Here is a 17,648-nt window from a genome sequence, read left to right on the forward strand (position 1 = left end):
CTTAGAACAGCGCCCGTGCGAGGCTGCGGCGTGAAGTCGCCACCCGAGGGTCGCTGTCCCCCACGATGCTGTAGAGCTCGACGAGGTGCTTGCGCGCGGCCTCACGCTCCTCACCAGGATGAGCCTGGATGAAGCGGACGAGCCTGGCGAAGGCATCTTCGACGTGGCCGCCCAGGACGTCCACATCCGCGGCGGCTGTCTGAGCCTCCACACTGTCAGGCTCATCGGCAGCACGCTGCCGCACCTCGCTGAGGTCCGCGCTCTGCGTGCGCTGCATGAGCTTTGCCTGCGCCGCGCCGAGCTTGGCATCCTCGTCGGCCGGGTTCTCCTTCAGCGCCTGCTCATACGCAGCGACAGCACCGTCGAGGTCACCTCCCTCGAGCGCATCGACCGCCTTCTGGTGCAGGGGTGGAAGCGGTGCCTCCTCCTCGCCCTGCTGGTCCCCACCGCGGCGAGACTGAGCCGGCACGGTGCCGCTCACCCCGTTCTGGGTGGCCATCTGCAGGATCTGGTCCACCACCTGGGGCAGCTGTTCGACGGGTGCGCTCGAGTCAAACTCCCCCACGGGCTGCCCCGAGATGAAGGCGGTCACCACGGGGAGCTGACCCGCCTGCTGAGCGAGCTGCGGGTTCGCAGCCGCGTCGATCGTCGCCAGGACGGCACGACCGCCCTTAGCATCCACCGCTTGGGAGAGCGTGTCTCGGAACTTCTGAGACGTCGGGTCGTCAGAGTGGATCAGCACCAGCAGGGGCACCCGCGAGGAGAGCTGGACGATCTCCTGCAGGCGCTGCGGCTCGGCCTCTATCACCCAGGAGTCGTTGCTGCCCGGGGCAGAGGACGGCTGCTGCTGTCCTGATGGTGAGGCTCCCGAAAGGGCAGAGAGGTCCACCGCCCCCCTGGTGTTCACGCTGGACCCGGCACCGCCGGTGTGCTGCTCCGTCATTCGATCAGTCCTCTTCGTCGGCGTCGTCGTCACCATTATCGTCGTCTTCGTCCTCGGAGGCATCCTCGTCGTCTTCGGAGTCCTCGTCCTCAGACTCGTCCTCGTCGGAGGCCTCTTCGTCCTGCTGCTCGTCCTCCTCCTCGGCGGCTTCCTCGTCGTCGACGTCCTCGGCCTGGTCCTCCGGCGGCAGGGCTGCGTCATACTCGTCCGCCCAGTCGGGAACGTCGATGTAGGCAGACTCGTCCACCTCGTGGACTCCCAGGAGAGTGATTCCCTCGTCGTCGTCAGCGCCTTCCTCGGGGTCGAACCCGGCAGGCACGTGCAGAAGCACCGAGTGAACTGTTGTCATACGGGTGGTCCACGTAGTCCAGTCCGTGCCGACGAATGCTTCGATCAGGTCGTTGTCCAGGTAGATGGTGTCACCGGACTCCTGGGGGGTGAACTCCATGGTGCGGGAGAAGTTGCCGGCCAGCAGCTGGGATCCGTCAGGCAGCTCGAGGCCTGTCATCTCCTCGGAGACTTCGTCGAGCGAGAAGTCGATGTCCACGGCTTCCGCGCCTTCGTCGATCTCCTCGTAATAGGCGTGGACGTCGTCGATGTAGATGCTCTCTTCAACGTTCTCGCCGTATTCGTGCTCCGCGTCCGAGAAGTACTCGGCGAGACCCGTGAGAAATCCTTCGCCCTGGAGCGAGACGGAGCTGATCCCGCCCTCTTCGGGGGAGATGGCCGAGAACTCAGTGCCCGGCGCCATGGTCGTCAGATGAATCAGGCGGTAGTTCTCGTGCACGTCCTCCTGCTCCAGGACCAGGATCTGAGGAACCTCCTGATCCGGATGCTCGGTCATAACGACAGCCTGACGAGGGAACGTCTGATCGCTGGTCACTGCGGCAGAGACAATCTCCGTGCCGATGGGCAGGGGCAGATCACTGTCGGCGATCTCGTGATTGCGATACTCCAGCTCGCGGGTTTCGAGCGCCTGCTCCGCGACTCTCGGCTCCATCAGGTCTGCGTCCTGGGCCTCATCGGCCTCCTCGACCGAGCCGGCGACATCCTCCAGAATTCGGTCGAGCTGTGACTGCAGCAGCACGGAGTAGCCCTCTGAGGGCATATCGCCGTCTACTTCGGTGTCCGCATCCTCATCCTCCGGCTCTGCCGCAGAGGCTGACTGCGGTCCGGGCAGTGCAGTCAGTCCCAGGCTCAGAGCGGCGACCGCTGCAAGCGTGGTCGCTGCTCCGCCCCGGCCCGAGGCGCGGCTCTCATCGGCGCTCTCAGCGGTCGCCTCCGTGCCTTCAGGCGATGCGTCTGTGGTGTCCATGTCTTCCTCGTCCTTTCCGCGGCGGCGAGCTGCCATAGCCCAGTAGAACAGGCCGACGGATACCAGGAGCAGAAGCCCGCCGCCGACAGTGAGCCAGATGGCCTGGTCACGGGAGAAGAGCTCCGTCTCGGTCGTTGTGATCGTTGCAGGTGCGGCCTCTTCGCCGTCACGGAAGATCAGAAGGGCCCAGTCACCGGACTCATCAGGTGTGCTCCACCTGTAGAGGATCTCCCCCTCCTCCTCCTGGACGGCCACCCAGAGGTCCGAATCGGCGGGGTTCTCGATCGCCTCCTCGCCTTCGATGTGCTCGGCCTCGACGTAGGAGTCGACGTCTGGATCGTCCGACTCAGCGACGCCGAGGAGGCGGTTGTGCGTCACGCCCTCCAGCCAGGCGTCGATATCGTACGTGCGTCCCAGTGCCAGGGTGTATTCACCCTCCGCCTCGATGGTGAACTCCTCGCGGCCCTCCTGCTCGTCGATGAGGTCCTCCGTGACAACGGTGAAGGGAGCTTCTTCGACGCCTTCGGGATAGACGGTGTGGGACTCTTCGGCGGTGAAGCCGGTGAGCTCATTGACGCCCAGCGCCAGCAGCACGAGGCCGGCGATGAAGGCTGCGACAGCAGAAAGAAAACGCACGTGGGGTTCCTTGGGATGGGAGGGAATGTCCAGCGGCATATCATACCGAATATAACGAAATGGTTACAATTCGAGGTCTGCAGTCAGGAGATCCGCCAGCAGTTGAGGTGCCAGTGTCTTCGCTGCTCGGCGGCATACCGGTCCCCCAGGACGAAGTCTGCGCGCCACGCCACGATGTGGGCCGTACCGGGGGCGATGCTCAGCCTGCAGCCAGGGCAGGTATATGACTTAGACGCAGCTGTGCCTGGAATGTGCCGGACGTGGTACTCGCCGTCCCGGCGTCTGACTGTGCTGGAGGTGTGCCGGTCGGACGCGAGGAAATGAGGTGCGAGCGGCCGCGCCTCTCGCTGCCACTTGTTCCTCTTCCGGTGTGCCATGCTTCTATTCTCTGCAGCCTGGGGGTCTCAGAACAGCCGCGGCTCTCCTGATTCTTCGCCCTTCATATCCGCGTAATCCAAGAGGACGCACCGGATACCGCGGTCCTCTGCCAGGGTACGCGCCTGCGGCTTGATCTGCTGCGCGGCGAACACGCCGCTGACCGGTGCGAGCATCGGGTCGCGATTGAGAAGGTCGAGATAGCGGGTCAGCTGCTCCACGCCGTCGATGTCGCCGCGACGCTTCAGCTCGACCGCTACGGTTCCGTCGGGCCCTTTGGCCAGGATGTCGACAGGGCCTATGGGCGTCGAATGTTCGCGTCGTATCAGGCGGTAGCCATCTCCCAGCCTGGTCATCTGGTCTGCGAGCAGCCGTTGGAGATCAGCCTCCACTCCGTCCTTCACCAGACCAGGGTCGGCGCCGAGGTCGTGGGCGGAGTCGTGGTGGATCTCTTCGATCAGAATGCTCAGGGTATCGTCGCTTTTCTCAGCGCTGACGGTCCACACGTCTGTGATCCCGGCCGCGGCTTCTTCGCCGGTGGGCTCGGTACGACGCAGCGAGGCTGGTGGGGACATCCAGTTGAGCGGCTTGTAGGACCCTCCATCAGAGTGGACGAGCACAGCACCGTCGGACTTGATCATGATGAGCCGGCAGGCCAGTGGGAGGTGGGCGTTGAGACGTCCGGTATAGGTGACGGAACAGGTGGCGATGACGAGGCGCACGGTCGAAGATCCTATCGCAGAGACGAGAAATCCCCGGCAGCTCAGGGCGCCGGGGATTTCTTTCGAGTGAATGGGGCTGGGCCTGCTCAGCCCTCGGTGGTGAGACTGGCGTCGTCTGCGACGATCGTGATCCTGTCATCGTCGACGGAGAAGAATCCTCCGCTGGCGTGCGCCTTCACCGTGCCGTGGTCGATGGACCGAATCACAACTTCGCCTTCGCCGAGGATCGCCAGGACGGGCGTGTGGCCGGGCAGTATGCCAATGGAGCCTTCAACGGTGCGAGCGCTGATCTCGGTGGCTTTCCCATGCCATACGGCATGGTCACTGGCAACGATCTGGACATCCAGCTCAGCCATGGCCGATCAGGACTCCTTCTGCATCTTGGCGTAGTTGCGCTCGACGTCGTCGAGTCCGCCGCTGTTGTAGAACGCCTGCTCGGGGATGTGATCAAGGTCACCGTCTGCGATGGCGTTGAAGCCCTCGATGGTGTCCTTGATCGGCACAGTCGATCCCTCCACACCCGTGAACTGCACAGCGGTGTACGTGTTCTGCGAAAGGAACTGCTCGATGCGGCGCGCCCGCGAGACAAGGATCTTGTCCTCCTCGGAGAGCTCGTCCACACCCAGGATTGCGATAATGTCCTGCAGTTCCTTGTTCTTCTGCAGAATCTGCTTCACCCGTGTGGCGCAGTCGTAGTGCTCGCGCCCGATGTACTGCGGGTCGAGGATCCGGCTCGTTGAGGTGAGCGGGTCGACGGCTGGGTACAGGCCGCGGGAGGCGATGGCACGGTTGAGCTCCGTCGTTGCGTCAAGGTGCGCGAAGACGTTGGCCGGCGCGGGGTCGGTGTAGTCATCTGCGGGCACATAGACGGCTTGCATGGAGGTGATCGAGCGGCCGCGGGTTGAGGTGATGCGCTCCTGGAGCACACCCATCTCATCCGCAAGGTTGGGCTGGTAGCCCACTGCGGAGGGCATGCGCCCCAGCAGCGTCGAAACCTCGGAGCCGGCCTGCGAGAAGCGGAAGATGTTGTCGATGAAGAGCAGAACGTCTTGGTCCTGCTCGTCACGGAAGTACTCCGCCATGGTGAGGGCCGAGAGGGCCACTCGAAGACGTGTTCCTGGCGGCTCGTCCATCTGGCCGAAGACCAGCGCAGTGTCCTTGAGGACGCCAGCCTCCTCCATCTCCACCCAAAGGTCGTTGCCCTCACGGGTGCGCTCCCCCACACCGGCAAACACCGAAGTGCCGCCGAAGTTGCGGGCCACACGCGTGATCATCTCCTGGATGAGGACAGTCTTGCCGACACCCGCACCGCCGAACAGTCCGATCTTTCCGCCCTTGATGTAAGGGGTAAGCAGGTCGATGACCTTGATGCCGGTCTCCAGCATCTCGGTCGAACCTTCGAGCTGCGCGAAATTGGGAGCCTTGCGGTGAATCCCCCAACGCTCCTGAATGTCCAGCTCGGAGCTGTCCACATCGAGGCTCTCGCCGAGCACGTTGAAGATGTGACCCTTGACGACGTCGCCCACGGGCACCGATATGGGCCCGCCGGTGTCCTGCACCGGCACTCCGCGGACCAGACCGTCGGTGGCCTGCAGCGCAATGGCACGCACGATGTTGTCACCGAGGTGGGCAGCGGTCTCGAAGGTGATCGTGCGCCGCTGGTCGCCGAGGGTGAGCTCAGCGGTGAGGGCGCTGTACATGTCCGGGACGGCGTCGGCCGGGAACTCGATGTCCACGACCGGGCCGATGACGCGGGCGACACGACCGGTCGCGCCGGGCGTCGGGGCCCCGGCGGGGCGCGGTTCTGCAGTAGTGGCAGTCATCACTTTCTCACTTCACTCGATTGTGCTTGATGTCTTGTGTGCTGATCAGGAGGCCAGCGCATCTGCGCCGGCAATAAGCTCGGACAGCTCCTGCGTGATCTCGGCCTGGCGCGCGTTGTTGCGCAGACGGGTGTACTTCTCGATGAGCTCGCTGGCGTTGTCGCCGGCGGACTTCATCGCCCTCTGGCGTGCTGCGAGCTCAGACGCAGACGCCTCGAGCATTGCCGAGAAGATGCGCGACTCGATGTAGCGAGGCAGCAGCTCGTCGAGAACGTCGGCAGGATTCGGCTCGAAGTCATATTGGGGTACGTATCCCCCGGCCTCGTCGGTCTCCTTCGCAACGCTCAGAGGGAGGAGTCGTCGCACCACAGGATCCTGGCTCACCATGGATTCGAACTGCGTGTAGACGAGATAGATCTCATCAACGCCGTCCTGATCCGTCCCCTGCGTGAAGCGATTCACGAGGGTGCGACCAATCTCCTGGGACCGGGCCACCTCGGGCTTGTCCGTGCTGCCGGACCACACCCCGTCATACTCACGGTCGCGGAAGTCGTAGAACTGCTGAACCTTGCGCCCATACAAATACGGACGAGCTTCGATTCCATCTTCCTTCAGACGCGCCAAGAGCTGCTCGGAGCGCTTGATCACATTGGTGGAGTAGGCCCCGGCGAGACCGCGGTCTGAGCTCATGATGAGCACTGCGGCCCGCCGTGGGCTCTCCGCCTTCTGGGTCAGGACATGCTCAATCTCTCCCTGACCGGCAACAGCCGCAACTGCTCGGGTGATGGCCTCTGCGTAGGGCGTGGAGGCTTGGGCGCGGTCGCGTGCCTTCAGCACGCGGGACGTCGCGATCAGCTCCATCGCCTTGAAGATCTTCTTCATCGACGATGTCGACTTGATCTTCTGGCGATAGACCCGGATCTGGGCTCCCATGTAAGTCCTTTCTCAGTCGGAGGAGGGCACGACTCCCGGCTCAGGAAGTCTTGATCTCTTCCTGATCGATGTCCTGGTCGCTGAGGGCTTCCGTCTCTTCGTTGCCGACGAGGGAATCTTTGCCTTCAGCCTGGAACTGACGCTTGAACTCCTCCATGCCGCTCTTCAGGGCAGCGACGGTGTCGTCCTCCAGCTTCCCCGTCGCCGCGATGTTGGTCAGCACGGAGGTCTTGCGCTTCAGGTAATCGATCCACTCGGTCTCGAAGCGGTTGACATCCGCCGTCTCAATGTCGTCAAGGTGGCCCTGGGCGCCGGCCCAGATGGAGGCCACCTGGTCCTCGACACGGTATGGGGTGTACTGCGGCTGCTTGAGGAGCTCAGTCTGCCGCTCACCACGGGTGAGCTGCTTTCGCGTGGCTGCGTCCAGGTCCGATGCGAACATCGCGAACGACTGCATGTCTCGATACTGAGCCAGGTCGAGCTTCAACGTGCCGGCGACCTTCTTCATCGCCTTGACCTGAGCGGCACCGCCAACTCGCGACACCGAGATGCCCACGTCAACGGCTGGGCGCTGGTTCGCGTTGAAGAGGTCTGATTGGAGGAAGATCTGGCCGTCGGTGATGGAGATGACGTTCGTGGGGATGAACGCACCCACATCGTTGGCCTTAGTTTCGATGATCGGCAGGCCCGTCATCGATCCCGCACCGAGCTCGTCAGAGAGCTTTGCGCAACGCTCCAGCAAGCGTGAGTGGAGGTAGAACACGTCGCCAGGGAAGGCTTCACGTCCGGGCGGACGGCGCAGCAGAAGCGAAATCGCACGGTACGCTTCCGCCTGCTTCGACAGGTCATCAAAGATGATCAGCACGTGCTTCCCGCCGTACATCCAGTGCTGCCCGATAGCAGAGCCGGCAAAAGGCGCCAGGTACTTGAATCCGGAAGGGTCTGACGCAGGGGCCGCCACGATAGTGGTGTAATCAAGTGCACCGTTGTCTGCCAGAGTCTGACGCACACCAGCAATGGTCGACGCCTTCTGCCCGACAGCCACGTAGATGCAGCGGACCTGCTTGTTGACGTCGCCCGACTCCCAGTTCTCCTTCTGGTTGAGAATCGCGTCGATGCCGATGGCAGTCTTTCCGGTCTGCCTGTCACCGATGATGAGCTGGCGCTGGCCACGACCGATCGGGATCATGGCGTCGATGGCCTTGATTCCGGTCTGCAGGGGCTCGCCGACGGACTGGCGCTGGGTCACTCCCGGCGCCTGCAGCTCGAGCGCTCGTCGGCCCTCTGCTTCGATGTCGCCGAGATCGTCGATGGGGTTGCCCAGGGGGTCCACGACACGGCCGAGGAACTTGTCGCCCACGGGCACTGACAGCACCTCACCCGTGCGCGTCACTTCCTGCCCCTCCTCGATGCCGGAGAACTCGCCGAGCACGACGACGCCGATCTCACGGGTGTCAAGGTTCTGGGCAAGGCCAAGCGTGCCGTCCTCGAAGCGCAGCAGCTCGTTCGACATGGCCGAGGGAAGGCCCTCGACACGTGCGATGCCGTCTGCCGCCGAGATCACGCGACCAACTTCGGTCTTCTCGGCGCTGCCCGGGTCGTAGGACGCGGCAAACTCATTCAGTGCATTGCGGACGTCATCGGCGTTGATGGTCAAGTCGGCCATCGGCGTCTCCTGCTCTCCTTGGTCATCAGGCCTGGGGTCAGGCCCTGAGGGGGTCTGTAAAAACTTCTGTCGCCTACCAGGCTAAGCCCGGTCAGCTGGTGATGTTTCGGGTGAGGCTGTTCAGCCGGCCAGCCATGGTCGAGTCGACCACTTCATCGCCGACCTGGACTCGGATGCCGCCCACCACTCGGGGGTCGACGGCGACGTCTAAGCGCAGCTCTCGTCCGAAGTAGCGGTTCAGACCTGTCGAAAGCTTCTCGAGGTTGGAGCCGTCGAGGCTCTTCGCCACGGTGACCTGGGCAATCCAACGATGCTGCCGCGCAGCCACCTGCTCCGCGAAGCGTGCCAGCAGAGCTGCCGGGCGCAGACCACGGGGGGCCGTGACCGTTCGATCGATCAGAAGGCGAGCTTCGGACGAGGCCTGAGGACTGAGCCGTGCGGCCAGCTTCTGCTTGGCCTCGTCAGGCGCCTGTCCGTCAGCCAATGCGCGCTGCAGCTCATGGGACTCGGAGACGGTCCGGCGGAAGCCGAGCAGCTGAGCCTCAAGCTCTTCAAGGCCGTGAAGGCCTCCGCGCTCGGCAACAGCCGCAACGGTGGTGACGGCGAGCGTCTCCACCGCGTCAGAGAGATCTCTCGCCCTGCTCCAACGCCGAGACGCGACAGCCTCCAGGACCGCCACCGTGGTGCTCGCCGCTTTGTCGCCGAACAGTCGTCGGACGACGCCGGCACGCTCTGCGGGCTCCCTCGAAGGGTCCGTCAGCGAACGGCGAAGCGACGCGGATGTGTCCATGACGTCCACGGCCGCGAACAGCTCGTCGGCGACCTTCAGATCGGCAGCACGAAGGGTCTCTGCGAGGTCTGACTGCAGGCTCGCGAGGGATTCCGTGGTCACCGTTGCCATTACTTGGAGGCTCCTGCCTGCTCAGCGTCAAGATCAGCCAGGAAACGGTCGACCACGCGCTGCGAGCGAGCGTCGTCCTCAAGAGCCTCGCCGACGATCTTGCCCGCCAGCTCCGAGGCAAGCGCACCGACGTCAGCCTTGAGAGAGGCTGCAGCTGCAGCCCGCTCCGCTTCGATCTGCGCCTGAGCCTGCTCGCGGATGCGGCCTGACTCAGCCGCAGCCTTTTCTTGGGCTTCAGCCACGATCTGGGCCCCCTCGGCACGAGCCTCTTCTCTGATCTGCGACGCCGCGGCGCGCGATTCAGCGAGGTTCTTCTCGTATTCGGCCTTCAGTGCTTCGGCCTCGGCCTTGGCCTCTTCGGCTTCGCTGATGCCGCCTTCGATGGCAGCCACACGCGCTTGGTAGGTCTCCTCGAACTTGGGCGCGACGTACTTCATGATGATGAAGAGCAGCACCAAGAAGGAGACAGCCGCAGTGCCGGCCTCCCACCAGTTGGGGACCAGTGGGTTTCCGCCGTAGTCATCGGCTGCGCGGATCACGTCTGCGCTGATCATGTCTACACCTGTTTCTCTCAAGGGTTTCGTCTGGGACTGATTGCGGTGCGGGGCTCCAGCGAGCCGAGCACCTCAAAGCGAGCCGGACGAACTGCTAGACGACCAGAACCAGAACGAATCCGAGAATGGCCAGCGCCTCGACGGCAGCGAAGCCCACGAAGAGCAGGGGCTGCAGGATGCGCGACACCTCGGGCTGACGAGCGACTGCCTGGAAGTAAGCGAAGAAGATCAGAGCCACGCCGACGCCGGAGCCAAGGGCCGCGATGCCGTACCCGATCAGGTTGAGTGAGCCTTCCATGTTCTCTCTTTCTGTGAGATAGCCGACTTTTCCGCCGGCGGGGACACTTGTACTGCTTGCTATTCAGTTAGAAGTTTGGATGTGGTGCGAACGCGTCAGTGAGCGTCGACTTCGATGGCCTGCTGGATGTACACCGCAGTGAGCAGCGTGAAGACCAGCGCCTGGATGACCATCAGAAGGATTTCGATGAAGTACATGGGAATCGCGCCGACGATCGCGGCGACGCCGCCGATGGTCAGCAAGCCACCCTGACTGATCATGTACTCCGCTCCTACAGCGGCAACCAGCATGATCATGTGGCCGGCGAGCATGACCGCCATGATACGAAGCGAGTGTGTGAGGGGCCGCACGATGTAGTTGGAGATGATCTCCAGCGGGACCAGAAGCAGAAGAATCGGCTTGGGCACGCCCGATGGGGCCACTGACAGCCAGAAGAACTTCGGGCCGTGCTTCTGCAGTCCCACGCCGATCCAGGTCACGTACATGATCGCCGCCATGGCGTACGCCACTCCGGCGTGCGAGAAGGTGGGCATCTGGATCAGCGGAATAGCGCCGGTCAGGTTGTTCACCAGCACGAAGACGAAGACCGCGAATAGGAACGGAATCCACGGCTTGAAGTGCTTTTCGCCCAGCACGTCGCGGCTGATGGTGTGACGGACGAATCCGTAGATCGACTCCGCAATGAACTGAGTTCGCGTAGGAACGAGCGACTTCCTGCGGATGGCCGTGTTGAAGAACCACACGATGAAGATGACCGAAAGGATGAGGACGAGCATCGCCTTCCCGAAGAAGGTTCCCCATTCGGCTCCCCACGGAATGATATCCGGCAGGTGAGTGTCGTTGATCGTAGGCGGCTGGAACCCACCCTCATCGGCGGCTCTCAGGGCTAGCGATGACAAACGCTGGTCCTCTCGGTGGTCGTCGATGAGCCTGAGCAGATTCAGACCCATTTGAATGATGCGAGGAAAGTCGAGGCCATAAGCACTTCCCGGACTACCGCTGAGCCTATCAAAGACTTAGTGGTCCAGAGCACGCCCAGGCGCTCCCACAAACACTACTACAGGATGTAGAAAAACGGCACCGCGGCTCGGCAGGGCCCGTCACTGCTCCACGGTGGCGCGCATCTTCCACACGCCCAGCACCAGCATGGCCTGCCATACGAAGAGGAGCACAACCACTGTGACGGCCGTCCATACGGTGTCGAGCCAGTGAGGTATAGGCGCGAGGAGCAGCGTGCCGCCGATCAGCGCCACCTTCGCAATAAATGCGGCGAGCAGGACCATCGGACCCCACTCCGGCCGGTAGTGCTGAGCCAGGGCGAAGAGCACGAGAGACATCAGGAACATCAGCACCACTGCACTGCCCACCATCGCTGATGAGGCCGCTGCGGCGCCTCCTCCGAGAAGGGCGGCGAGTGCGACCATGAGCCCCAAGGCCAGCGCGGCGGAGCCCGTCGTCCTGATCACAATGCTTGTCCAGCTGTTCCTCACGGGGCACCTTTTCGTCGAATGAGACGGCGGAATCGCGGGGTGAATGTGAGCACCGCAGCTGCGGTGAGGCCGCCTCCGGCGCTGAGGACGACCCACTGCCAGGGAATGAAGTTGAAGGAGACTCCCCCGAAGGCCACGATCGCCGCCCACATATACAGGAGCAGCACTGCTTGGGGATGCGAGTACCCAGCGTCCAGAAGCTTGTGATGGAGGTGGCCCCGATCTGGGGAGAAGGGCGATGCCCCCCGGGCGGTTCGGCGGGCTACGGCCATGACGAGGTCAAGCATCGGAAGGACCATGACGGCCAGCGGCAGCAGCACGGGCATATAGGCCGGCACGTTCATAAAGCGGAAGCTCTCCTCATAGAGCTCGAGAGAGGACGTCACCACCAAGGCTCCGGCTGCCATGACCGTGCCCAGCAGCATCGCCCCCGTATCTCCCATGATCACCGACGACGGATGGAAGTTGTGCGGCAGGAACCCGAGGCAGGCGCCTACCAGCACCGCCATCAGCAGCGTGGTCAGGTTGGAGACGGTGAACTCGTGGAGCTGCAGGGTCAGCATGTAGCTGTAGAGAAAGAACGCTGCCCCGCCAATGGCGGCCACCCCCGCGGCCAGGCCGTCCAGACCGTCGATGAAGTTGAACGCGTTGATGGTTGCAACGACGACGAATACCGTCAGGACAGCCTGCAGCAGCCCGTCGTCCAGTTCGAAGCGGCCCATTGGGGCCACTTCGAGCCGAGTTCCGGACAGGACGAGAATGGTGGCCGCACCGACCTGAGCGGCGAGCTTTGTGACCCAGTGAATGTCCCACGCATCATCGGCCAATCCCGTCAGCAGGATCAGCGTCATGGCGCCGACGATCCCCGCTATGCGAGCGGGTTCCTCGAAGAGGCCGGAGAGGTAGGGGATCAGCGAGGCGGCCCCGAGGGCCACCACCATTCCGCCGTACATGGCGAGCCCGCCCCATCGAGGCTTCACCTGGGTGTGGATGTCCCGGGCGCGGATGGAGGTGTAGATCCCCAGGTGCATACCGAGCCGGCGCACCGGCGGCGTCAGGACGAAGGTGACGACTGCCGAGATCGCCAGGACGATGAGGAAGTAGATCATGAAGCCGAAGCAGGCCCCTCGTCCAGCTCGCGCACCTCGGGGACGACGGCCCTGAGCTCCGCCAAGGAGATGGTCCCGTCTCGGACCACCTGAGGGTGTTCGCCCGTACAGTCCACAATGGTCGACGGCGGGATGCTGACTCGCTCTCCGTCGTCGAGGTAGACGGCGACCGATTCGGCGAGCATGGACTCAGCAGCCGCTGCCGTGGTCGCCGCCGGCATGCCCGTTCGGTTGGCGGAGGAGACGGCCATGGGCCCTACGGCTCCCAGCACCTCAAGGGCAAGCTCGTCGGCGGGCATCCGGAGCGCAACGGTGCCGCGTGTGTCCCCGAGGTCCCATGCGAGCGATCCTTGAGCCTGCAGGATGACTGTCAGCCCACCGGGCCAGAACGCCTCGGTGAGACTGCGCGCCGCGTCGGGAATCTCAGCGGCTAAGGCCTCCATCACTTCGGGCCTGGCGACGAGCACCGGCGGCGGCATGGAGCGGCCCCGCCCTTTGGCGGCGAGGAGGACTGCGACAGCCTGCGGCGAAAAGGCGTCCACACCGATCCCGTAGACGGTGTCGGTCGGCACGACGACTGCTTGGCCGCGCTGAGCCGCCTCTTTGACGGCAGCTATCCCCGCTGTGCGGGCCTGGGGGTCGGACGCGTCGAAGGTCTCACTCACGCGCGGTATTCTTCCACGCCTTCAGGCTTCCCGCTGTGAGCACGCTCCGACCTGCGGCGCGCAGACGTGGCCCGCGGCCTGCCCGTGAGGTCATGGTGCGTACGAACGTCACCGAGATCAGGCTCAGCCGCGCAGATGTCCAACAGGGCCTCCGCCTGCACTTCTGCATGCTCCAGGATGAACCAGCCGTCGCGCGTCAGGACTCGCTGGGCCGCGGCGATCACCTCGCGGGGCATCTCGAGGCCGTCCTCTCCCCCGCCGTAGAGGGCCGTTCTGGGGTCATGCTCGTGCACCTCGGGTTCGGTGGGCACCATGGACGGCGGAATATAGGGCGGGTTCGAAACGACCACATCAAAGCCGTCCTGCTCAAAATCACGAAGGTCCTGAACGTGGAGTCGCACTTGGGCAGCGTGCTGGGGCAGCCGCGAGAAGTTGAGCGCAGCCCACGCTGCCGCCGCCTCCGAGACCTCTATTGCATGCACGTCGCACTGCGGCCGCTCCGCGGCGATGGATGCCGCGATGGTGCCCGCTCCGGTCCCCAGGTCTACGATGCGAGGCACCGCGACCCCCAGGCCGAGCAGCCGATCGATCTCCGCGAGCGCTACGTCCACGACAGCCTCTGTCTCGGGGCGAGGCACGAACACTCCCGGCCCGACACGGAGCTCGAGTGTGCGGAATGGTGCCGATCCGGTCAGGTGCTGCAACGGCACTCGTCGCGCTCGCTCTTCGATCAGACGCTGAAATTCGCCAACCGAGCCGTGGTCCAGCTCCAGGCCCACCATCGCTTTGACCTGCACCTCTCCCCTGCTGAGATTCAGTACGTGCGAGGCCAGGAGCTCAGCGTCCACCCGGGGCGTCGGCACACCCGCTTCGGCGAGTTCGGCGGCAGCGTTCTTGAGCCGTTGCTCCAGCTCAGTCGTCATGGTGCGCCAGGGAGGCCAAACGCTCAGCCTCATCCAGCTGGATGCAGGACTGAACCACGGCTTCGAGATCTCCGTTGATGACAGAGTCGAGGTTGTACGCCTTGTAACCGGTCCGGTGGTCAGCAATCCGGTTCTCCGGAAAGTTGTAGGTGCGAATGCGCTCGGACCTGTCCATGGTGCGGACCTGCGACTTTCGGGCCTGGGCGTTCTCCGCGTCAATCTGCTCCTGCTGATGCGCCAGGAGCCGGGATCGCAGGACGCGCATCGCAGCTTCACGATTCTGCAGCTGCGACTTCTCGTTCTGCATGGACACGACAATGCCTGTCGGCTCATGGGTGATGCGCACTGCAGAGTCAGTCGTGTTCACACTCTGTCCTCCTGGTCCGGAGGATCGGAAATAATCGATGCGCAGATCGTTCTGGCTGATCTCCACCTCCTCCGGCTCCTCGACCTCGGGCATAACGAGCACTCCGGCAGCGGAGGTGTGAATGCGGCCCTGGGACTCCGTTTCGGGCACCCGCTGGACACGGTGCACTCCGCCTTCGAACTTCAGGTGCGCATAGACGCCCTCAGCCGGATCGTTCGAGCGCCCCTTGACCGCAATCTGAACGTCCTTGTACCCGCCGGCCTCAGACGGCGTGGCCGCGAGAAGCTCCGTCTTCCAGCCTTTGGCATCCGCGTAGCGGGAATACATGCGCAGCAGATCGCCGGCGAAGATTGCTGCCTCATCCCCTCCGGCTCCGCCTTTGATCTCGACGATGGCATCGCGGGCGTCGTTCTCGTCACGTGGGATGAGCATGCGCAGCAGGCGTTCGGAGGCCTCCTCCATGGCGGTCTGCAGCTCGGGCACCTCCGCGGCAAAGTCCGCGTCCTCCTCCGCCATCTCCGATGCGGCGGCCAAGTCGCCCTGAAGCCTCTTCCACCGCTTATGAGCCTCCACCACTCCGTTCAGCTGGGCGTATCGACGTCCCAGGCGACGCGCAAGCGCCTGATCGTTGTGCGTCTCCGGGTCGGCCATCTGCTCCTGGATCTCGGCGTGCTCCTGAAGCAGCGCCTCGACGGAGTCGAACATCCGCGGGTTGTTCTCTGTGCTCATCAGTGACTTTCTGGCTGGTTCGGCGAAGGCGGGCAGATCCGAAAAGACCCCGCCGGCGCATGAAGGCCGACGGGGTCTCTTTCGGAACGCTATTTGCCGTTGTCGCCCAGTGTGGTCTTCTGGGTCAGCATAAGGAACTCTGCGTTCGACTGCGTCTCCTTGAGCTTGGACATCAGCAGCTCGAGTCCCTGCTGCTGGTCCAGGCCGGAGAGCACCCTGCGGAGCTTCCACATGATCTTGACCTCATCAGGGCTGAGCAGGGCCTCCTCGCGCCGCGTCGAGGATGCGGTGACATCCACTGCGGGGAAGATGCGCTTGTCAGCCAGCTGGCGCGAGAGCCGCAGCTCCATGTTGCCGGTGCCCTTGAACTCCTCGAAGATGACTTCGTCCATCTTGGAGCCGGTCTCCACCAGGGCAGTAGCCAGGATGGTCAGCGATCCGCCGTTCTCAATGTTGCGTGCGGCGCCGAAGAAGCGCTTGGGCGGGTACAGAGCCGAAGCGTCCACACCGCCGGAGAGGATGCGGCCGGAAGCCGGTGCGGCCTGGTTGTAGGCGCGTCCCAGACGAGTCATGGAGTCAAGAAGGACGACGACGTCCTTTCCGAGCTCTACGAGACGCTTGGCGCGCTCGATGGCGAGCTCGGCCACCGTGGTGTGGTCATCGGCAGGACGGTCGAAGGTGGAGGCAATGACCTCACCGTCGACGGTTCGCTGCATGTCGGTGACCTCTTCCGGTCGCTCATCCACGAGCACCATCATGAGGTGGACCTCGGGGTTGTTCTGCTTGACCGCGTTCGCCACCGCCTGCAGGATCATCGTCTTTCCGGCCTTGGGAGGCGAAACGATGAGACCGCGCTGGCCCTTGCCGATCGGTGAGATCAGGTCAATGACTCGTGGACCGACGGCCTTGGGGTCGTTGGACTCCAAGCGCAGGCGCTCCTGCGGGTAGAGCGGAGTCAGCTTGTTGAAGTCGACCCGGTCGTCGTTGGACTCGACCGGACGGCCGTTGACCTTTTCGACCTTGACGAGGGCATTGAACTTCGCGCGGTTCTTGCCGCCCTTCTGGTTCCTGCCTCCGCCGCCGCCCTGCGGCTGTTCGGTCGGGCCGCCTTCGCCTGGTGCCTTGATGAAGCCGGTGACGACGTCGCCCTTGCGGAGGCCGTTCTTCTTCACCTGCTGCATGGACACGTACACGTCGTTCTGCCCGGGCAGGTACCCCGAGGTCCGAACGAATGCGTAGTTGTCGAGGACATCGATGATGCCGGCGATGGGGATCAGCTGGTCGTTTTCGCTGACCTGCTCCTCGCCGTCCTGCTCGGGTCCGCGGCCACGCTTGTTGCGGTCCTTGCGGTTGCGGTTGCGGCGGTTTCGATTGCGTCCGCCGCCCTCGCCGTCGCTGTCGCCGTCGCCGCGCGCGTCCTGGTCCCCGCCGCGGCGGTCACCCTGTGGGCGGCCGTTCGACTGGTCGCCGTCCTGCTCTCCGGATGCATCGCGCTCTGAGCCGTCCCGACCTTCGGCGCTCTTGGGCGCCTGCTCGCCCTTGGGAGACTGGTCGCTGCCGCCTTGGGAGTCGTTCTGCCCGTCGGAGCCGCCGCGGCCGCGGTTGCGGCGATTGCGGCTGCGACTGCGGCCGCCCTCTTCCTTCTCGCCGCCGGACTGGCTCTCCGAGGAGGACTCGTCGCCCTGCTGCGCGTGACCGTTGCGGCCATTCTTCTCGGAGCCGTTCTGCTCGGCGGCGCCGTGATCGGCTGCCGGTGCGGACTCCGACGCCTGCGGCTCTGCGGCGGGTTTCTCGCCCTCAGTCTTCTTCTCAGCGAAGCTGCCGCCCCGCTGGTGGGCGGAGATGGCCTGAACCAGGTCGGACTTGCGCATTCTGGAAGCGCCGGGGATGCCGAGCTGGGAGGCCAGAGTCTTCAGCTGAGGAAGCTTGAGTCCGGCGAGTCCCCCGCCGGCTGCCGAGCTGCTGTCGTTCTGCTCAGCGTTGTCGACCTCTGGGGTCGCAGTGGTGGTTTCTGTCACGAAGGTTTCCTTCTCCCTCGTCGGGCAGGCTCAATGAGCGTCGTGGCATATATTGGCCTGCGGTCTCATCAACGGCGCGTCAGAAGGCGCCGTAGGAATTGCAAGATCAGCTCTCCCCAAAAATTGATGCACGCTGCATGGGAGAGCCGCGATGATCCCCTGGTGCAGTGCTGCCAGCACA

17 protein-coding genes are annotated in these 17,648 nt (G+C 64.0%); all 17 read right to left on the minus strand.

Translation table 11 applies throughout. From position 1 onward, the window contains the following. Position 1: 1 nt before the first annotated feature. The 17 genes from FS388_RS00530 to rho all read right to left on the minus strand — a co-directional run bounded on the left by FS388_RS00530 (position 2) and on the right by rho (position 17,467). Positions 2 to 943 carry a tetratricopeptide repeat protein gene (locus tag FS388_RS00530; protein WP_146338644.1) on the minus strand — a complete coding sequence of 314 codons (942 nt, stop codon included), beginning with the start codon at positions 941 to 943 and terminating at the stop codon, positions 2 to 4. A gap of 4 nt (positions 944 to 947) precedes the next feature. Next, the gene (locus tag FS388_RS12945) at positions 948 to 2,894 is read right to left on the minus strand and encodes a hypothetical protein (protein ID WP_168198540.1); all 1,947 of its coding nucleotides are present in this window, start codon (positions 2,892 to 2,894) and stop codon (positions 948 to 950) included. Between the two features lie 404 nt (positions 2,895 to 3,298). After that, positions 3,299 to 3,991 (minus strand): endonuclease NucS, encoded by a 693-nt coding sequence (gene nucS / locus FS388_RS00540; RefSeq protein ID WP_146338647.1) that lies wholly within the window; start codon positions 3,989 to 3,991, stop codon positions 3,299 to 3,301. Between the two features lie 86 nt (positions 3,992 to 4,077). Then, positions 4,078 to 4,347: a F0F1 ATP synthase subunit epsilon gene (locus FS388_RS00545; protein ID WP_146338650.1), complete on the minus strand. Its 270-nt coding sequence runs from the start codon at positions 4,345 to 4,347 to the stop codon at positions 4,078 to 4,080. 6 nt (positions 4,348 to 4,353) lie between these two features. Then, a complete protein-coding gene (gene atpD / locus FS388_RS00550) occupies positions 4,354 to 5,814 on the minus strand; it encodes a F0F1 ATP synthase subunit beta (RefSeq protein WP_146338653.1) in 1,461 nt (486 codons plus the stop codon). Positions 5,815 to 5,859: 45 nt separating this feature from the next. Then, positions 5,860 to 6,747 (minus strand): F0F1 ATP synthase subunit gamma, encoded by an 888-nt coding sequence (locus FS388_RS00555; RefSeq protein ID WP_146338656.1) that lies wholly within the window; start codon positions 6,745 to 6,747, stop codon positions 5,860 to 5,862. A 40-nt stretch (positions 6,748 to 6,787) separates the two neighbouring features. Further along, complete coding sequence (atpA, locus tag FS388_RS00560; RefSeq protein WP_146338659.1) at positions 6,788 to 8,413, minus strand: F0F1 ATP synthase subunit alpha; 1,626 nt, start codon at positions 8,411 to 8,413, stop codon at positions 6,788 to 6,790. A 91-nt stretch (positions 8,414 to 8,504) separates the two neighbouring features. Further along, the gene (locus FS388_RS00565) at positions 8,505 to 9,314 is read right to left on the minus strand and encodes a F0F1 ATP synthase subunit delta (RefSeq protein WP_146338662.1); all 810 of its coding nucleotides are present in this window, start codon (positions 9,312 to 9,314) and stop codon (positions 8,505 to 8,507) included. Continuing rightward, positions 9,314 to 9,868: a F0F1 ATP synthase subunit B gene (locus FS388_RS00570; RefSeq protein ID WP_146338665.1), complete on the minus strand. Its 555-nt coding sequence runs from the start codon at positions 9,866 to 9,868 to the stop codon at positions 9,314 to 9,316. The genes FS388_RS00565 and FS388_RS00570 overlap by 1 nt, the downstream gene beginning before the upstream one ends. A gap of 94 nt (positions 9,869 to 9,962) precedes the next feature. Further along, entirely contained in the window at positions 9,963 to 10,166 is a 204-nt protein-coding gene (locus FS388_RS00575) for an ATP synthase F0 subunit C (protein WP_146338668.1), read from the minus strand. A gap of 95 nt (positions 10,167 to 10,261) precedes the next feature. Then, entirely contained in the window at positions 10,262 to 11,065 is an 804-nt protein-coding gene (gene atpB / locus FS388_RS00580) for a F0F1 ATP synthase subunit A (protein WP_168198717.1), read from the minus strand. 201 nt (positions 11,066 to 11,266) lie between these two features. Next, positions 11,267 to 11,656 (minus strand): hypothetical protein, encoded by a 390-nt coding sequence (locus tag FS388_RS00585; protein ID WP_146338674.1) that lies wholly within the window; start codon positions 11,654 to 11,656, stop codon positions 11,267 to 11,269. Beyond that, complete coding sequence (locus FS388_RS00590; protein ID WP_146338677.1) at positions 11,653 to 12,765, minus strand: MraY family glycosyltransferase; 1,113 nt, start codon at positions 12,763 to 12,765, stop codon at positions 11,653 to 11,655. Before FS388_RS00590 ends, FS388_RS00585 begins: the two co-directional genes overlap by 4 nt. Further along, positions 12,762 to 13,430, minus strand: coding sequence for an L-threonylcarbamoyladenylate synthase (locus tag FS388_RS00595; RefSeq protein ID WP_371708441.1), 669 nt, complete (start codon positions 13,428 to 13,430; stop codon positions 12,762 to 12,764). Before FS388_RS00595 ends, FS388_RS00590 begins: the two co-directional genes overlap by 4 nt. Beyond that, positions 13,427 to 14,353 carry a peptide chain release factor N(5)-glutamine methyltransferase gene (gene prmC, locus FS388_RS00600; RefSeq protein ID WP_146338683.1) on the minus strand — a complete coding sequence of 309 codons (927 nt, stop codon included), beginning with the start codon at positions 14,351 to 14,353 and terminating at the stop codon, positions 13,427 to 13,429. Before prmC ends, FS388_RS00595 begins: the two co-directional genes overlap by 4 nt. Next, entirely contained in the window at positions 14,343 to 15,425 is a 1,083-nt protein-coding gene (gene prfA, locus FS388_RS00605; protein ID WP_146341796.1) for a peptide chain release factor 1, read from the minus strand. Before prfA ends, prmC begins: the two co-directional genes overlap by 11 nt. Positions 15,426 to 15,538: 113 nt before the next feature. Then, positions 15,539 to 17,467, minus strand: a complete 1,929-nt coding sequence (rho, locus tag FS388_RS00610; RefSeq protein WP_146338686.1) for a transcription termination factor Rho — start codon at positions 17,465 to 17,467, stop codon at positions 15,539 to 15,541. Positions 17,468 to 17,648: the final 181 nt, after the last annotated feature.

The organism is Nesterenkonia sp. NBAIMH1 (assembly GCF_007922635.1).
In the GTDB taxonomy this organism is placed as follows: Bacteria; Actinomycetota; Actinomycetes; order Actinomycetales; family Micrococcaceae; genus Nesterenkonia; species Nesterenkonia pannonica.